Origin of the sequence: Thiohalocapsa sp. ML1, assembly GCF_001469165.1 — a bacterium.
Lineage (GTDB): Bacteria > Pseudomonadota > Gammaproteobacteria > Chromatiales > Chromatiaceae > Thiohalocapsa.
Genome location: NZ_JABX01000007.1, coordinates 1 through 17,269, shown reverse-complemented (window position 1 = coordinate 17,269; position 17,269 = coordinate 1). Strand labels below are relative to the sequence as shown.

At 68.6% G+C, this 17,269-nt stretch carries 15 protein-coding genes and 1 tRNA gene; 7 read left to right on the top strand and 9 right to left on the bottom strand.

Annotation, left to right across the window (positions count from 1 at the left end; translation table 11 throughout):
* Positions 1–140: 140 nt before the first annotated feature.
* The 4 genes from ML01_RS05975 to ML01_RS05960 all read right to left on the bottom strand — a co-directional run bounded on the left by ML01_RS05975 (position 141) and on the right by ML01_RS05960 (position 3,204).
* A complete protein-coding gene (locus ML01_RS05975; protein WP_058554494.1) occupies positions 141–704 on the bottom strand; it encodes a hypothetical protein in 564 nt (187 codons plus the stop codon).
* Between the two features lie 534 nt (positions 705–1,238).
* Positions 1,239–1,460: a hypothetical protein gene (locus tag ML01_RS05970; RefSeq protein ID WP_216819116.1), complete on the bottom strand. Its 222-nt coding sequence runs from the start codon at positions 1,458–1,460 to the stop codon at positions 1,239–1,241.
* Between the two features lie 25 nt (positions 1,461–1,485).
* Positions 1,486–2,715 (bottom strand): HlyD family secretion protein, encoded by a 1,230-nt coding sequence (locus ML01_RS05965; RefSeq protein WP_058554492.1) that lies wholly within the window; start codon positions 2,713–2,715, stop codon positions 1,486–1,488.
* Between the two features lie 3 nt (positions 2,716–2,718).
* A complete protein-coding gene (locus ML01_RS05960; RefSeq protein WP_058554491.1) occupies positions 2,719–3,204 on the bottom strand; it encodes a hypothetical protein in 486 nt (161 codons plus the stop codon).
* A gap of 700 nt (positions 3,205–3,904) precedes the next feature.
* Between ML01_RS05960 and ML01_RS05955 the strand changes: the two genes are divergently transcribed.
* Complete coding sequence (locus ML01_RS05955; protein ID WP_058554490.1) at positions 3,905–4,339, top strand: sulfur globule family protein; 435 nt, start codon at positions 3,905–3,907, stop codon at positions 4,337–4,339.
* Between the two features lie 124 nt (positions 4,340–4,463).
* On the opposite strand, the gene ML01_RS05950 is transcribed toward ML01_RS05955, so the two are convergent.
* From ML01_RS05950 to ML01_RS05935, 3 genes are all read right to left on the bottom strand, one after another.
* On the bottom strand, positions 4,464–5,315 hold the full coding sequence (locus tag ML01_RS05950) for a transglutaminase family protein (RefSeq protein WP_058554489.1): 852 nt from the start codon (positions 5,313–5,315) through the stop codon (positions 4,464–4,466).
* Between the two features lie 421 nt (positions 5,316–5,736).
* Positions 5,737–6,315 carry an SDR family oxidoreductase gene (locus tag ML01_RS05945; protein ID WP_058554488.1) on the bottom strand — a complete coding sequence of 193 codons (579 nt, stop codon included), beginning with the start codon at positions 6,313–6,315 and terminating at the stop codon, positions 5,737–5,739.
* Positions 6,316–6,865: 550 nt separating this feature from the next.
* Positions 6,866–6,956, bottom strand: a tRNA-Ser gene (locus ML01_RS05935).
* 104 nt (positions 6,957–7,060) lie between these two features.
* Between ML01_RS05935 and ML01_RS05930 the strand changes: the two genes are divergently transcribed.
* A complete protein-coding gene (locus ML01_RS05930) occupies positions 7,061–7,909 on the top strand; it encodes a trans-aconitate 2-methyltransferase (protein ID WP_156427576.1) in 849 nt (282 codons plus the stop codon).
* Between the two features lie 39 nt (positions 7,910–7,948).
* Here ML01_RS05930 and mobB read toward each other — a convergent pair whose 3' ends face one another.
* Positions 7,949–9,070: a molybdopterin-guanine dinucleotide biosynthesis protein B gene (gene mobB / locus ML01_RS28415; RefSeq protein ID WP_156427575.1), complete on the bottom strand. Its 1,122-nt coding sequence runs from the start codon at positions 9,068–9,070 to the stop codon at positions 7,949–7,951.
* A 308-nt stretch (positions 9,071–9,378) separates the two neighbouring features.
* Here mobB and ettA point away from each other — a divergent pair, with 308 nt between their 5' ends.
* From ettA to bioA, 5 genes are all read left to right on the top strand, one after another.
* Entirely contained in the window at positions 9,379–11,046 is a 1,668-nt protein-coding gene (gene ettA, locus ML01_RS05920; protein WP_058554486.1) for an energy-dependent translational throttle protein EttA, read from the top strand.
* A gap of 31 nt (positions 11,047–11,077) precedes the next feature.
* Entirely contained in the window at positions 11,078–13,651 is a 2,574-nt protein-coding gene (locus tag ML01_RS05915; RefSeq protein ID WP_058554485.1) for a bifunctional diguanylate cyclase/phosphodiesterase, read from the top strand.
* On the top strand, positions 13,644–14,534 hold the full coding sequence (locus ML01_RS05910; protein WP_058554484.1) for an ATP-binding protein: 891 nt from the start codon (positions 13,644–13,646) through the stop codon (positions 14,532–14,534). Before ML01_RS05915 ends, ML01_RS05910 begins: the two co-directional genes overlap by 8 nt.
* A 169-nt stretch (positions 14,535–14,703) precedes the next feature.
* On the top strand, positions 14,704–15,060 hold the full coding sequence (locus ML01_RS05905) for a hypothetical protein (RefSeq protein ID WP_254045146.1): 357 nt from the start codon (positions 14,704–14,706) through the stop codon (positions 15,058–15,060).
* A complete protein-coding gene (bioA, locus tag ML01_RS05900) occupies positions 15,057–16,385 on the top strand; it encodes an adenosylmethionine--8-amino-7-oxononanoate transaminase (protein WP_058554483.1) in 1,329 nt (442 codons plus the stop codon). The genes ML01_RS05905 and bioA overlap by 4 nt, the downstream gene beginning before the upstream one ends.
* Positions 16,386–16,865: 480 nt before the next feature.
* Here bioA and ML01_RS29525 read toward each other — a convergent pair whose 3' ends face one another.
* Positions 16,866–17,021 carry a hypothetical protein gene (locus ML01_RS29525; protein WP_162267970.1) on the bottom strand — a complete coding sequence of 52 codons (156 nt, stop codon included), beginning with the start codon at positions 17,019–17,021 and terminating at the stop codon, positions 16,866–16,868.
* Positions 17,022–17,269: the final 248 nt, after the last annotated feature.

The following is a 17,269-nucleotide window of genomic DNA, read 5'->3' as shown; positions in this document are numbered from 1 at the left end:
CGCGGTCGCGCAGCATGGGCGGCCGGCTCCGCCGCACGGTACGCCAGCCCATTGGCGCAGCCACCCCGTCGATCCCGCGATCCGCGGTGCCGTGGACGGCCGCCTGCGCGGCGGCCGTCCGCGTCCGGCTCAACATCAGGCTAGTTGACCGTGACCTCGCCGGTGACGACCCGCCGATACTTGACCACCACGCCGTCGCCGACCTTGACTTCATCGAGCCTGACCGGCTCCTGGACCGGGAAGACCTGCGTGCTGTCGGCGCCCTGAACGGTCACCGTGCCCGCGGCTTTGTTGACGTCGACGATCTTGCCGTACAAGGTCATGCTCTCGGCGATGCTGCCGGCGGGTTTGTCGCCGGGCAGCCCCTGCACTTGGACATCGCCCACGGCACCCATCGCCCCGGCATCACGACCGCTTTGCAGCTCGATCAGCGCGGCGGTGGTCTCGGTGATGGTGACCTTGTCGCCGATCTTGATCTCGTCGAGACGCTGCACCTCCGGCGGCACATGCAGCACCTCGTAGGTGCCGTCGGGGGTCTTGAGGGTCATGAGCCGGGTGTCGGTGTTGACCACCATCACCTCGCCCTCGAGGCTGGCCTCCGTCACCTCGGCTCGCACGGGCTGGGTATCGAGATCGACCTGCGCGTAAACGGGTGCGGCCAGCAGCGTAGCGATGGCGGCAATGAGTGCGGGGTTGTGAAGCATCGATGGATTCCTCTTGGTTTCGGGGCTATTCGGACACAGCGGCGCGGGAGGTTCAGGCACGGCGCAAGCCCGCCCGGACCAAACGGCCCGGCCGCTGGGCGACCGACTGCGGACCCACAGTCGCGCTTTGTTAGCCAGCAAAGAACGCGCCAGGCGGGCGCAGCCAGCACCCGCGGCGCGATGTCCGAGCGTTTAGGGACATGCCATGCCTCGCGGCCCGGTCGGGGCGACGCCCTAACCTGCTCACCCGGCGTATCGTGTTCTCTATGACTTGGTGGGACCTGGCCGACGTGGCAAATCGGCACACCACGACGCCTTGGGCAGCGGCGGACCGGTGGCAATCCACACCCGCGGGGGACCGGTCCGTGGGAGTCACCAGGCGCTTGCGGCGAAAGGGCCGAGCGGCAAGGGAGCCCTGCTCGGCCCTTGGTTCAGTTGCGCCAACTGGTGCAATTGCGCCAACGCGCGCTGGGCAAGACGATGCGCCGAAGTATTCGGCGTTTCCCGCCGGCCAGCACGCCCGGCCATGCCCAATCAATCGGTGCCTGCGGACGCGCTCGGCGCTTGCTCATTCTCCAGCGCCTTGGCGCTGATCTCGCTGTACAGATTGATGACCTGGGCAACGAGGCCCTGATACTCCGGATGCCGATCGATGATGGGCTTGGCGAGCTTCGCGTCTTCCACGATCTGATGCAAAAAGCTCAGATCCTCGTCGGCGAGCTTTTCGCCGGCATCGACCTTGTCCTTTACGGCCACGAGCCGCGGGCCGCGACGCTCACGCTCAATGCCCGCTCAGCACCAGGGCCTGGACCGGCATCAAGAGCGACTGGATGCGCAGCAGCAGCGCATGCACCAGGCCCAGGGTGTCGATGGCGTGCAGCCCCAAGCTGCGCCCGAAACCGATGTCCGGGTCTTGCAGCGCCTCGTGGTTGCTGGTGTACAGATTCGCGATGCAGTTGCCGCCCAGGGGCAGATCATCAAGCTGGCCCGCGTAGAGGGGCTCCATGATGACCGTGATGCTGCCGGGGCGCCCGAGCTGCTGGAGATCGATCAGCGTCTCTGTCGCCTTTACCTGGCCGGAGGCAATCACCGGCTGGACCTCGGTCACCACCATCGGGATGATCTGCCAGGGCTTTGCGATGCAGGCGACCTCGCCGATCATGCCCACCTTGATGACCTGCGCCTCTATCTGCCCGAAGCCGGCCACGAGACTCGCGGCCTGACGGTCCGGCACCAGGATGCCGGCCGGTCTGAGCATCGGGTTGACGATATCCCCCGGGCGCAGCGTGAACTGCTGCAGCATGCCGTCCGTCCCGGCCGTCACCAGGGTCTTGCCGAGCGCGACCTCGGCCTCGTCGAGCGCGGCCTCGGCGCTCGCCTTCTGCGCCGGCAGGGCAAACTCGATCTCCGACTGCGTCGCCTCGCGGCTCGCGAGGGCCGCGTCGACGGCCCCCTGCGCGGTCTCCACCTGCACCTGCATGCGCGCGACATCCGCCTCGGCGATGGAGCCCGGGCTGCGCCGCTGCACGTCCTGCCGCCGCTTGAGCTCGTCGACGGCCTGTTTCAGCGCCCCGCGCGCCTGGACGATGCGCGCCTCGGCTTCCGCGAGCCTGGACTTCGCCGTCACCATGGCGGCCTCAGTCTCCTCAATCTTGCGCTTGGCGGTCTCCACCGCGGCCTCCTGCTTGCTGCTGTCCAAGCGGAACAGGGGCTGCCCCTCCTTGACCCGTTCATTGATGTCGACGAAGGTCTCGGCGACCCGCCCTACCCCCTCGCTCGTCAGCGTCACGGTCCGGTACACCGAGGACGCGGCCTTGGTCGATGGGTGGAAATAGAACACGCTGGTGATCAGCGCCAGCGTCAGGAGCACGCACAGCGTGATGCCGTAGCGCAGCTCGAACCACACCGTAAACAGATTAATGTCGCGCCCGAGCCGCTTGCCCTGGACAAAGCGCCGATACAGGAAGTCCGGGAAGATGGTGACCAGCGAGCAGAGAAACAGCTCCAACATTGTTTATGCCCTCCGCTGCTCTGGCAACGGCTCCTCGGGCACCGTCGGCGGTGGCAAGCGCGTCGCCGAGACGGGCTCTGGGCTCGCCTGCTTCACCGCCTGACCATCGGCGGCCGGCTGCGTCTCCGCGACGGCGGGCGGCGGCGCGCCTGCTGCAAGTCGTTCCAGGGAGCGCGCGATGGACCGCAGCGGGCTCGTGAAATCGGGCAGCGGAATCAGTGCGAGCAACAGCGCGGCGATCCAGAACACATGGTTGTGGGTGAACAGCGCGATGAGGGTCAACACCGCGACGATCTCCATCTGCACCTTCTCGCCGCGATGGGCGAGCTGCTCGGGCAGGGCATGGAGCCTAAAGTAGAAGACACCGATGCCGATTACGCCGAGCACGACGACGATGGCCGTGAAGACGAACAGAACATCGGTCTCCCCGGGGGCGGTAACGAACACCGGTAAGTGGTGCGTCGCGGCCGGGTGAATTTCGTCAGCCATCAAGGGCGGGTCCTCTCCAGTCGTTTGTGCTTGCGGGCACCGCAGAACAGTGTCGGGGTGCCTATGCGGGGGCATGATGGCCTGCACGCGGTCGGGCTTGCGCAGGTGCTCGCTACAGGCTGCGCATTCTCCGCTGCGGATCAGTCGCCTGTCGATGCCGACGCGGCATCCGACGGCGGTCGCAATGCTCATCGGTCGGCGCGATGTCGGCCTGCGACGCTCAGTCCGCCCGCCTCGCCGGTGTCCCGGCACCGCCCGCTGCAGGGGCACCGAGGGGGCGAAAACGTGCTGCGCGCGGGGCGGGCGACGCAGACTTCGCATTTCTTTCTGCCAGCGCACCCCCAACTGCCGAGGACGGGCGAAGTATTGCTGACGGCAGGCGATTCAGGCTGGGCTCAACAGTCCGGATCGATGTGCCCGGAAATTTATCGCAGGCTTACGGACGAAAGCCTGTACAGTCTGGAGCTGCGAGTTGCCCGCGCAAGCTCCCGGGGGCTTGCGTTCGCGCCCACGCCGCAGAGCGTGCCGTTCGGTGGATGGCGCCGGCATGTTGCCCGGATTGGCGTGCGGTAAGCCGCGCTGCCTTGCCGCCATCCGACTCAGACCCTTACCACGTGGATGATCCTTCCACCTCGACGTGGTGTCCCCCGTGCGCGTGCGCGCGCATCAACAACAGAAGCAGAAATAGAGGCAGATACTCATGACCACCCTTATCAAAACCGTCGGCATCGCCGCCATTGTCGGTCTCGCCAGCGCCTCTTTCTCGGCCAGCGCCTGGTGGGGCGGCCCCGGCGGCTACGGCGGAAACAACGGCATGATGGACGGGCTGACCGACATGTTCGGCGACGGCACCGGGGACTTCGACATGAACATGAGTGGCGGGGGCAGCGGCCGCGGGTATGGACGCGGTTATGGACGCGGCGACGGCTACGGACGCGGCTACGGACGCGGCTACGGCGCACCCTACGGCTACGGTGGGCCGGGCTACGGTGGGCCGGGTTACGGTGCTCCGTACGGCGGCATGGGCGGACCCTATGGCGGCTACGGCGCCCCTTACGGTGGTGGCGCACCCTACGGCGGCATGCCCCCCTACGGCCCGCCGCAGCAGGCCCCAGTCGCGCCGCCCGTGCAGTAAGCCGCACGAGCGATTCGAAATCGCACCGCCCCACGGGGCGGTGTGAGCGGCAAGCCACAACTAGCTCAAGGGCCGAGGGCCGAGGGCCAAGGAGCGTGTCCTTGGCCCTCCGCCCACGCCCGGACTACAGCGCCGATACCCAGACCCCGACGTTGAGGTCCGTCCCCGGCGCGCCGACGTAGCTACCGGCAACCGGCGGAACGGACTCGGGCAGTCGCGCCACGGCCACGGCAATATGCTGCGCACCGGCCATCGCGCCGATGGAGGGATCGAACCCCTTCCAGCCAGCCCCCGGCAGATAGACCTCCGCCCACGCATGGGTCGAGCCGTAGTTGAATGCCGACGGCTCGGCTTGGAGGTACCCGCTGACAAAGCGTGCGGCGAGCCCCAGACAACGGGCGGCCTCGATGAAGAGCGCGGCGGAATCGCGGCAAGAGCCCGTGCCCAGCCCAAGTGTTGCCGCGGCGTCCTGAACACCGGGCTCTTCACGCATCCGGTAGGCCACGCGCTCATGGATACTGACGCAGAGGCGTTGTAGCAGCGCGTAGGTCTGAATCTGCTCCCCGGGTCTCCAAATCGTTTCCACCCAGGCCATCAGCGGGTCGCTGCTGCTGCGTGGAGTACCACCCATATAGGGGAAAAGTACGGGTTGGTCTTCGGCAGCATAGGCGAAGGGGTAGTCGACCGCTCGATCGTCGACCAGAAAATCGAGCGGCGCCGCGTTGAACTGCTGAATGACGACGTCGCTCTCGATCGCGAGCTGGGTGGCGGCTACCTCGAATGTGGCAATGGCCACGGAATTGTCTTCCACATCCCGATGCCAGCGCAGTGTGGCCGCGGGCGTGATCACCAGCGTCGCCGACTCGATGCGAAGCTCGTGATGCTCCCTAGGCCGCAGCCGCAGAACATGCGGGCCAAGCTGGACCTCGCCCGAGAACGTGTAGTAGGTCCGATGCAGGATGCGGTAGCGTTGCATGAGTTAGGAACGCTTCAAATACAAGTGGTACAAATACAAGTGGTACAAATACAAGTGGTACAAATACAAGTGGTACAGTCCGCGGTCTCGCCTCGACGGCCAAGCGTTTCAGGATCGCCCACGTCGCTCGGTTTGGGCTCCTTGCCATCTCCATCGAAATCGACATTGCGTCCCTCATCGCCATACCCAGTGTCGTGCCCTGTCGATCCCGATAACGATTTTTCTAGCGATTTCGATAGCGATTTCGATGCCGTAGACGTCGGGTTCGCTGCGCTGACTCGACCCCGGGAGTGTACCGGTCAGTTCTGAACCGTCACTGACCTTGCAGGCCCCGGCCGGCACGCGTGGGAACTGCATTGTAAGGCCGCTCACGGCCCGCGCGTCGACTGATCTCCGACGCCCGCCCGTCGCCCGCCAGGTCTCAAGGCGTCTCCGCGGACTCGTAGGCCCTCTCGGTGATGCGGGCCTGCAGCCGCTTCGGGGTCACGCGCCGGGTGAACGTCATCACCGTGTTTGCGATGCCCGGGATGTGCACGCGCTCGCCGTCCATCAGCGCCTGGTAGCCCGCATCGGCCACCTGCTCCGGGTCCATTGCCAGCTTCGCGGCCCAGGTGTGCTCCATGTCGGCGCGCTCGAAGAAACGGGTGTCCGTGGGTCCCGGGCAGAGGCAGGTCAGCGTCACGTCGCTGCCCATGTCGCCGAGCTCCGTCTGCACCGCCTCCGAGAAGGACACGACAAAGGCCTTGCTCGCGTGGTAAATGGCCATGCGCGGCCGATCGACCAGTGCATCTTCGCCGGCCGCTCGCAAGGCCGGCAGCAGCCCCTGCTCCTCGCGCTGGAAGTGGGGCTCCAGCTCGTCGGCGAAGCGCGCCTGCATCGCCGTCCAGGCAGCGCGTCGTTCGGTCGCCTCGGTCGTTGCCGGCTCGCGTGCCCGTTTGGCCAGCACCAAGCCGGTGTGATGATCGCGGGACAGGCGCACGACGTTTGGATCGCGTTGCATCTTAGGTCTCACTCAGTGGCGTTCGGTGACGCCGAAAGTCGACGACAAGCCAGGGAAGGGACAGCACCGCGAAGGTGAGCAGCGCGGTCGCGAACAGTCTCACCAGGGCTAGGCCGGACGCAGTGGGGGTGGCGACGTCGAACCGGGCAAGGCGGATTTCGGGCCGTTGGCGGGGCGCCGGGAAGCATCGCTCAAAACGAGCCTGCCCGTGGATCAACGCAAAGGCGCGGCCAGTCGTCAACGCAGACGCTAGCGACGCAAAGCCTCAGACCGACCAGGGCAGGGCGCCTCGTCTTGCGCAGCCCGCTAGCCCCCGTATTGAACCAAGAGCCGAGGGCCAAGAGCCGAGGCGGACTCCCTTGGCCCTTGGCCCTCGGCCCTTTTGCCTGCAAGCGCCGTGTCGTCGTGAAACTTGACTGATCTGCCAACATTCGGCGCCGTCAAGCAATCTAGTAGCGGCCTGAACCACGCGCTGTTGTGGGCGAATGGGTGGGCGGGAACGCGGGTTCGCTAAAAGATTGCTTGTGCAACAATAAGTTGCGCCAAGGAGTGGCGGAGAGGGAGGGATTCGAACCCTCGATAGGCTGTTAACCTATACACACTTTCCAGGCGTGCTCCTTAAGCCACTCGGACACCTCTCCGGGAGAATCGGGTCGCGCTGGCCGTCAGGATCTGAGTTTGGCCGGGCACGCAACCGCGAGCCGGATAAAATAGCCCATCGTCAGTCTCATTTCAAATTATCTCCATGCCCCCGAGCCGCCCCGCCACCGTCGCGCGTGCCCACCCGGCATCGCCGCCGTACCCCGAACATCCGCACCGCCTCTACGAGCGCGCGGTGCAGTGCCCGGAGGCGGAGGTGGACTTCCTCACCGAGCACTTCCGCCGGCTGCGCGGGCGCGACGCCCGCCTGCTGCGCGAGGACTTCTGCGGCACCGCCGCCGTCTGCTGCGAATGGGTGCGCCGGCATGCGGATAACCGCGCGCGGGGGCTGGACCTGGATGCCGCGGTGCTCGATTGGGCCGGCACGCACAACCTGCCACTGCTCGCGCCCGCCGAGCGCGCCCGCCTGCGGCTTGTGCACGCGGACGTACTGACACCGCCGCCGGACGAGCCGCCGGACCTCGTCGCCGCGATGAACTTCAGCTATTGGCTATTCGCCGAACGCGCCAGGCTCAAGGCCTACTTCGCCGCCGTGCAGCGGGCCCTCGCCGCCGACGGGGTCTTCTTCCTGGACGCCTACGGCGGCTACGACGCCTTTCGCGAGATCGTCGAGGAGCGCGCCGTCGAGGACGCTCAGGGCAGCTTCACCTATCGCTGGGAGCAGGCGAGCTACGACCCGATCAGTGGCATGATGGACTGTCACATCCACTTCGCGTTGCCAGACGGCAAAGCGCTTGAGCGCGCCTTCAGCTATCGCTGGCGGCTGTGGACCTTGCCGGAGATCCGCGAGCTGTTGCTTGAGGCGGGCTTTCGGCGCGTTATCGTGTACTGGCAGGGATGGACCGACGACGGCGAGGCCGACGGCTGCTTCGAGCCCGCCGAGAACGCGGACGCCGATGCGGGCTGGATCTGCTACCTGACGGCGGAGAAGTAGGGCCAAGGAGGGCTCCTCGGCCCTCGGCCCTCGGCCCTCCTAAACCGCCGTCTGCCGCCCGAGGGAGAACACTTGCGCGGAACGCTCCAGCAGCGCAACGCGCTCCAGGGCCTCGGCCAAGTCCGCGCCCCACGCGTAGGCGCCCTGCCCCGCGAGAATGCAGACGGGCTGGTCCACCAGCCACTCGGCAATGGCCGCGGGCGCCTTGTGCGCGATCTCGTCGGGCGCAAGGCTCAGCACCGGCACGCTGCCGAGCAGCGCAAGGCCGTCCGGGTCCAGCGGCTCGAAGCTCCGGCCCTGAAAGCCGACCGCCGCCGTATAGGGCATGCGCGCACCGACGATGGCCCGCGCCCGCGGCTCGGCGGCATAGATCTGCCGGTGGATGAGTACCTCGGTTTGCGCGATGCGGATGTCGGCGCCATCATTCCCGCCGTCGGCGGCCTCAGGCCCGGCAATCTCGCAGGCCATGATGTCCGCAGGCCCGGGGTCGTCGCCGGCAAGGGCCAGGCGCAGCAGCCAGCAGCGCTCACCGCCCCGCACCGAGAGCCAGCCGGCGCGCGGCTCGATGCCGGCGCGCCGCAGCCCCCGCGCCCGCCCCAGCAGCTCCTCGCGCGGCTCCGCGGTCGCCAAGCCCCCGCCCTCGAGCCGCGCCAGGATGAAGTCCGCGATGGCGCCCGGATCCTCGATGGGCAGGCGCACCGGGGCCGCATCCGGCGGCAGGCGGGCATCGGTGGCGACGGCGATGATGTCCGGGTCGTCCGGGTAGAGCGGCGGCTTGCCGGCGGCGATGCGGTGCACCTCGATCTTCGGGCAATGCTCCTGCCGGAAACCCTCAATGAGCAGGAGATCGAGCCGCTCGGTATCGAAGCGCTCAATGAGCGAAGCCAGCGGCATCTGCCCGTCCGGCCCCACCCGCGGTGCATAGTCCATCAGCCCCCAGCCGCCGGCGGCCGCGAGCAGCACCTGCTCGGCCCCCGCCGTGGCCAGGGCATGGCTGTCCTTGCCGGGCTGGTCCAGCACGAGTGGGTGGTGGGAGCGCTTGAGACAGCCGACGCGCAGCCCTCGCTGGCGCAGTTGCGGCATCAGCTTGCAGAGCAGCGTGGTCTTGCCGCTGCCGCTCGGCGCGACGAAGCCCAGCACCGGCACACACCGTTGCATCATCCTCATCCTCCCGGCGCCGCGAGCGCCTATTGTTTTGTTGTTGATCCGGCGGGCGAGCGGCGCCCGCCGGCCGGCTGCTTGGACATTTTGGAGCCCAGCGCGCAAAATCCCGGGGCTGTCCGCGGCGCTCTCGCAAGCGCCCGCTCCGCCTGCACGCGAGCCGTGCGAGCATCGAGCCCCGGCCATGAGGGCCGCGCCGGCGGTGGCCTGCGCCGCCGCGCCTCGTCCGCTGCGGAGCCGACGGACCCAAGCCACCACTCGCAATAATCGATCGCAATAATCGCTCGCAATAGGTACCACGAAATACCATGGCGCAGTACATCTACACCATGAACCGCGTCGGCAAGATCGTGCCGCCGAAGCGGGTCATTCTCCGCGATATCTCGTTGTCCTTCTTCCCCGGCGCCAAGATCGGCGTGCTCGGCCTGAACGGCGCCGGCAAGTCGACGCTGCTCAAGATCATGGCCGGCATCGACACCGAGATCGAGGGCGAGGCCCGCCCGCAGCCCGGCATCAACATCGGCTTCCTGTCGCAGGAACCGCAGCTCGACCCGGCGAAGGATGTGCGCGGCAACGTCGAGGAGGCCGTTGCCCACATCAAGCAGGCGCTGGAGCGCCTCGACGCCGTCTATGCCGCCTACGCCGAGCCCGACGCGGACTTCGACGCCCTGGCCAAGCAGCAAGGGGAGCTTGAGAACATCATCGAGTCCACCGACGGCCACAACCTGGAGCGCACGCTGGAAGTTGCCGCCGATGCGCTGCGCCTGCCGCCTTGGGATGCGGACGTGACCAAGCTCTCCGGCGGCGAGCGGCGCCGCGTCGCGCTGTGCCGGCTGCTGCTCTCCAAGCCCGACATGCTGCTGCTCGATGAGCCCACCAACCACCTCGACGCCGAGTCCGTGGCCTGGCTGGAGCGCTTTCTGCACGACTACACCGGCACCGTCGTGGCGGTGACGCATGATCGCTACTTCCTGGACAACGTTGCCGGCTGGATATTGGAGCTCGACCGCGGCTATGGCATCCCCTGGCAGGGCAACTATTCGAGCTGGCTGGAGCAGAAGGAGGCCCGCCTGGAGCAGGAAGAGAAGACCGAGCAGGCCCGCATCAAGGCCATGAAGCACGAGTTGGAGTGGGTCCGCTCCAACCCGAAGGGCCGCCACGCCAAGAGCAAGGCGCGCCTGGCACGCTTCGACGAGCTGCAATCGCAGGAATTCCAGAAGCGCAACGAGACCAACGAGATCTACATCCCGCCGGGCGAGCGCCTGGGCGACCTCGTGGTCGAGGCCGAGGGGCTGCGCAAGGGCTACGGCGACCGGCTACTCTACGCGGACCTGTCGTTCAACCTGCCGAAGGGCGGCATCGTCGGCATCATCGGCCCGAACGGCGCCGGCAAGACGACGCTGTTTCGCATCATCACCGGGCAAGAACAGCCCGACGCCGGCGAGCTTCGCGTTGGCCCCACCGTGGACATCGGCTACGTGGACCAGAGCCGCGATGCGCTCGACGGCTCGAAGTCGGTCTGGGAAGAGATCTCGGGCGGTTCGGACAACATCATCGTCGGCAAGTACGAGATGCCCTCGCGCGCCTACGTGAGCCGCTTCAATTTCCGCGGCTCGGACCAGCAAAAACGCATCGGCGACCTGTCCGGCGGTGAGCGCAACCGCGTGCACCTGGCCAAGCTACTCAAGAAAGGCTGCAACCTGCTACTGCTCGACGAGCCCACGAACGACCTGGACGTCGAAACGCTGCGCGCGCTGGAGGAGGCCATTTTGGCCTTCCCGGGCTGCGTCGTGGTCATCAGCCATGATCGCTGGTTCTTAGACCGCATCGCGACCCACATCCTGGCCTTCGAGGGCGACTCGCAGGTGACCTGGTTCGAGGGCAACTACGCCGACTACGAGGCCGACCGCCACCGCCGCATGGGCGCCGACGCCGACCAGCCGCACCGGCTCAAGTTCCGGTCGCTGAACGCCTGAGCCCGGCACGGAGTAGCGCCGCCGACGCCGCATGTTCCCGCCCGCAGACGGCCTTGCCACATCGCGTGGTGCCGCGCTCGTCGCCGCCGAGCACCGCCGCGTCCGCAACTATCTGCTGCTGGCGGGCGCGCTGGCGCTCGCCCTGATCGCCTTCGAGCTCTCGCAGGGGCTCCGGCTCGCGCGCTTGGAGCGCGCCAACGCCGCCGCCGACAGCGCCCGCGACATCGCCGCGGAGCTGTCACTGATGTTCCAGCGCGAGCAGGTGCGGGTGGAGCGCGTTCTGCCGGAGCTCCAGGAAACGCTGACCGCGCTGCCGGAGCAGGTCGGCTCCGAGGCCTGGTGGGCAGCGGCAGAGAGCCGACTCAAGCAGTCGCTGCCGACGCTCATCGCGCTGCTCCCCGTGGTGCGCGACAGCAACGCCGCCGCCGCGCTGGCGGTAGACATGCAGGCGCACGCCGGCGCCGAGCATCCGCGCATCGACACCCATCTCGTCCCCGGCAACGAGCGCCCGCTCCTCGTCCACCACGCGCTGGTGGCCGGGTTGCTGCTGGAGCTGCACCGCGACTGCCTGCGCTTGCGGGACCTGCTCGCGGCCGACCGCAACGACGCGCACCTGGTGCACCGCGACGGCGCGGCTTGGCCCCTGGCATCCGCCGCCGAAACACACCTCCTTGACGCGCTGCCGTTGCTCGCCGCACAGATCGCGAGCGCCCCCATCCCGCACGCCGGCGCGGAGGGCTGGCGCGTGGTGGTGGCGCGGTCCGGCGGCGGCGTCGCCGCCCTGCCGGCGCTGATCCCGGCGCTGGTACTCGTGGTCGTCACCGCCGTCGGCGGCTGGCGGCTCTGGGCCTGGACCCGCCGGCGCGAGCTGCTGCTGCTCGCCGAGCAGCAGCGCCTTGTCGCCAACCAGCGCAAGCTGGAGGCGGTGCTCGACGCCACCACCGACGGCATCGTCATGCTCGACCCCGCCGGCCGCATCGAGCTGCTCAACCCCGCCGCCGAGGTGATGTTCGGCCAGTTGGAGTCCGACGTGCACGGCGCCGGCATCGCGATGCTGCTGCCGGGCCTCGCCGCCGGCAGCGACGCGGCAGCGCGGCCCCCGGCCGCCGGCGTCTACGACATCGAGGCCCTGCGCGGCGGCAGCCACCCCTTTCCGGTGCGCATTGCCGAGCGCAGGCTCAACCTCGACGACGGCTGGCGGCGCCTGCTGCTGGTGCAGGACCTCACCGAGCAGCAGCGCCAGGCCGAGCAGTTGGCCTTCCTCGCGCAGCGCGACGTCATCACCGGGCTCCTGAACCGCGCCGAGTTCGAGCGCCGCATGGGGCGGCGCCTGGCCGAAGCCGCCGACAGCGACACCCCGCACGCGCTGCTCTACATCGACATCGACCAGTTCAAGGTCATCAACGACACCATGGGCCACGCCGCCGGCGACGCGCTCATCGGCCAGCTCGCAAAGATCATCGAGGTCAAGCTGGAGGCCGCCGTCATCGTCGGACGGCTCGGCGGCGACGAGTTCGGCGCACTGTTCGCCGACCACACGGAAGAGGAGGTGCTCGACATCTGCGAGGACCTGATGCAGACCGTGCGCAACTTCCTGTTCACCTGGCGCGAGCACTCCTACGACGTCGCCATCAGTATCGGCGTGACCGCCTTCCTGCCCGAGCACGAGAGCCCGGCGTCGGAGCTCGCCAAGGCCGACGTCGCCTGCCACATGGCCAAGAGCGAGGGCCGCGACCGCGTGCACGTGTACCGCGACAGCGACGTCTCCCTGATCCGCCGCCACGGCGAGATGCACCTGGTCTCGACCATCTCCCAGGCCCTCACCAGCGGGCGCTTCCGGCTCTATTCACAGCCCATCATGCCGCTCACCGGCGCCGACAAGCGCACGCACTTCGAGATCCTGGTGCGCATGCTCGACGAGCACGGCGAGCTGGTGGCGCCGGATGAGTTCATTCCGGCGGCGGAGCGCTACATCCTGATGCCGTCCGTGGACCGCTGGATCATCCAGCAGCTCTTCAGCACCCAGGCCCCGCGCATGCGCACCTGGCACCGCGAGGCACCCGGCGAGTTCATGTATGCGGTCAACCTCTCCGGCACCTCCATCAGCGACGAGGGCTTTCTGCCCTACCTCAAGCGCCAGTTCGACGTCCACGACGTGCCGCCCGCATGCATCTGCTTCGAGGTCACCGAGACCGCGGCCATGCGCGACTTGGGCCAAGCCCGCAGCTTCATCGACACGCTCGCGGCGCTCGGCTGCAGCTTCGCGCTCGACGACTTCGGCAGCGGGCTGTCGTCCTACGGCTATCTGCGCGACCTGCCGGTGCAGTACCTCAAGATCGACGGCAGCTTCGTGCGCAACATGGAGAGCGACCCCGTCAACTACGCGCTGGTGGCCTCCATCAACCAGGTGGCGCACGTGCTCGGCCTCAAGACCATTGCGGAATGGGCCGAGAGCGAGACCGTCATCAATCAGCTCCGCGCGCTCAACGTGGACTACGTCCAGGGCTTCGCCATCGGCACGCCGCTGCCGGTGGTGGACGTCCCGCCGGAGCTCGCGGCCACCCTCCCCGGCCCGCACCTCGAACCCGGCCCCGGCGATGCCTGACCTCGACACGCACATCATCACCGCCTTGCTTGAGCGCGCCGACGCGCTGCTGGAGCGGCTCGCGACGCACATGCCCGCGCCGCCGCCGGCCCCGGACTGGGGTGCCCACGCCTTCCGCTGGCGCGCCCCCGTCGGCACGACCCCCGGCTGGCTGGAGCCGGTGCACCGCCCGCACGCGCTGCGGCTTGCGGATCTCTGCTGCATCGATGCGCAACGCGACGAGATCGACCGCAATACCCGCCAGTTCCTGGCCGGCGGCGGTGCCAACAACGTGCTCTTGTCCGGCGCCCGTGGCACCGGCAAGTCGTCCCTCATCAAGGCCCTGTTCAACACCTATCGCGCCCAAGGCCTGCGACTCATCGAGGTGGACAAGGACGAGCTGAAAGACCTGCCCCGCATCCTGACGCTGCTGGAGGGTCGCGACGAGCGCTTTATTCTTTACTGCGACGACCTCTCCTTCGAGGCCGGTGAGGGCAGCTACAAGGCGCTTAAGGCCGCGCTCGACGGCTCCATCAGCGCCCCGCCGGACAACGTGCTGATCTACGCGACCTCCAACCGCCGCCACCTGCTGCCCGAATTCCAGCGCGAGAACCGCGAGACGCACCTGCAGGACGGCGAGATCCACCACGGCGAGGGCGTAGAAGAGAAGATCTCGCTGTCCGATCGCTTCGGGCTCTGGCTGTCGTTCCAGCCGTTCAGCCAGGGGCAGTACCTCAGCGTCTGCCGGCACTGGCTGACGCAGCTCGGCGCGCGCAGCGCGAGCGGCGCGGACATGGAGCGCGCCGCGCTGCAATGGGCGTTGCGGCGCGGCTCCCGCAGCGGGCGCACCGCCTACCAGTTTGCCCGCGACCGCGCCGGGCGCGAGCGGCTGGGATCTGGCTGACGGGCTGGCCCGGCGCCGGTCGGCGAGCGCGCCCGTCGCGCCGCGCAGGGCGCTCCGGCAAAAGCCATCGCGCTGCACCGCCAAGCCGTTGCATCATCCCACCCGAAGCGGACACCACGCCGCCGAACCGGACCCCCACTGCCGCCGCGCAATCCACAGGAGCCCACCGATGTCCAAGCCCGCCACGCTGCCCCGCATTCAGTACCGCGTCGTCGGTCAGGATGACTACATGCTGAACATCGATGTTGCCGAGGACGGCAGCTTCATCATCGACGCCGGCGACTACACCAGCCACAAGCCCGTGCACGGCGCCGTAAGTCCGGCGCAAATGGAGGAGCTCGGGGCGCTGCTCGCCGCCCTCGGCGAGCCCGCCGAGCACCCGGCGCCCGAGGACGCCAACGGCTTCACCGCCGAGCTCACCGTCGGCAACGGCCCCGCCGTGCGCCACTGGCGGTTCTGGGAGGGCGCCATGGACCAGGTGCCGGAGCTGTCGCGGTTGGTGCGTGCGCTCGAGGTGCTCGGATGACGGCAGCCCTGGACGCCGGCGCCGAGCGGCTCCTCGCCCTCGACGCCGCCCACGCCTGGCATCCCTATACCTCCACGCTGGACCGCGACCCGGTCTACCCGGTGCGCGGCGCCGCCGGCTGCGAGATCGAGCTGATGGATGGTCGCCGCCTGGTGGACGGCATGTCCTCCTGGTGGTGCGCCATCCATGGCTACAACCACCCCGTGCTCAACGCCGCCGCCACCGAGCAGCTTGGGCGCATGGCGCACGTCATGTTCGGCGGCCTCACCCACGCGCCCGCGGTGGGGCTGGTCGAGCGCTTGGTGCGCCTCACGCCCGCGCCCCTGCAGCACGTCTTTCTGTGCGACTCCGGCTCCGTGTCGGTCGAGGTCGCCATGAAAATGGCCTTGCAGTTCCAGCAGGCCGCCGGTCGCCACGCGCGGGTGCGCTTCCTCACCGTGCGCGGCGGCTATCACGGCGACACCTTCCACGCCATGTCCGTCTGCGACCCGGTTACCGGCATGCACGGCCTGTTCGAGCGCGTGCTGCCCAAACAGCTCTTCGCCCCGGTACCCGCACCGCGCTTCGGCCAGCCCTGCACCGACGCGGACATCGCCGCCTTCGCCACGCTGCTGGCAGAGCGCGCGGAGGAGATCGCCGCCGTGATCCTGGAGCCCATCGTGCAGGGCGCCGGCGGCATGCGCTTCTATGCCGCCGACTACCTCGCCCGCGTGCGCGCGCTCTGCGATCGCCACGAGGTGCTGCTGATCCTGGACGAGATCGCGACTGGCTTCGGGCGCACCGGCCGGCTCTTTGCGTGCGAGCACGCCGGTATCGCGCCGGACATCCTCTGCGTCGGCAAGGCGCTCACCGGCGGCTATGTCACTGCTGCCGCGACGCTCGCGACGGAGCGGGTCGCAACCACCATCTCCGCCGGCACGCCCGGCACCTTCATGCACGGCCCCACCTTCATGGGCAACCCGCTGGCCTGTGCCATCGCCAACGCCAGCATCGACCTGCTGCTGGCGCGTGACTGGCAGGCCGAGGTCGCCGCCATCGAGTCCGGCCTCGCCGTCGGGCTCGCACCCTGCCGCGACCTGCCCGGCGTGCGCGATGTGCGCGTGCTCGGCGCCATCGGCGTGGTGGAGATGACCGACCCCGTGCCCATGCGCGCCGTGCAGCGGCGCTTCGTCGAGCTCGGCGTCTGGGTGCGGCCCTTCGGCCGGCTCGTCTACCTGATGCCCCCCTTCATCATCAGCGCCGACCAGCTCGTGCAGCTCTGCAATGCCACCCGCCGGGTCGTCGCCGAGCTTGGCGCCGGACGGCTCGCCGCGGCGGCTGAGTGAAAAATCCGCCGCCGACGGCAGGGCTAGGGGCTAGCGAGGCAGAGCCCAGAACAACCAGGGCACGGAGCGTCGTCGTGCGCCGCCCGCTCGTCCCCGCAAGTGAACCAAAGGGCCAAGGGCCAAGGGCCGAGGCGGGCTCCCTTGGCCCTTGGCCCTTGGCCCTTGGCCCTTTTGCCTCAACGAGCTAGCGAGGCTTCGCCTCAGACCGACGAGTCGTGCTCATCGCAATCCAAATCGAACCGAGTGGCGACCGATCCCGACCTCTGCGCCGCGGGGCCGTGAGGCGCCGGAACGGCGGAGACTCGGCAGCGAAGCACTTGCCCTCCCGTAGCCGGGCCGGGCCGGGCCGGAGAGCCGACATCCAGGTCGGCTCCGCAGTCGCGACAGCAGTGCATCCCGCGCTCTGTGGCCGTGTTGACCTGGAGGTCAACACTCCAGTCAACGCCCGTCAACACCGCGAACGTTCTATTATGACCACGATTACGACAACGACGACGACGACGACGAAACCACATTGAACCAAGCACCCGGCTCGGCGCCGGCGCGCCTGACTGGGATCGCCGGCTTTCCAGCCGGCTCGGCGCTGGCGCGGCTCGATGCCGCGTCGGCGGCGTCCGGGCCGATCAGAGGGCGCATGCGCGCTCGTCCGCCCGGCGGCGCGGCATGGGCAACGGCCCGGCTCCCGCACCGCAGATCGCGCGCCGGGGGCATCGAGCCCCCGGCACGCGAGGCAGGCTGAAAGCCGGCGCTCCCAGTCCGCGCCTGACCGGGATCGCCGGCTTTCCAGCCGGCTCGGCGCCGGCGCGGCTCGATGCCGCGTCGGCGGCGTCTGGGCTGATCAGAGAGCACATGCGCGGTCGTCCGCCTGGCAGCGCGGCATGGGC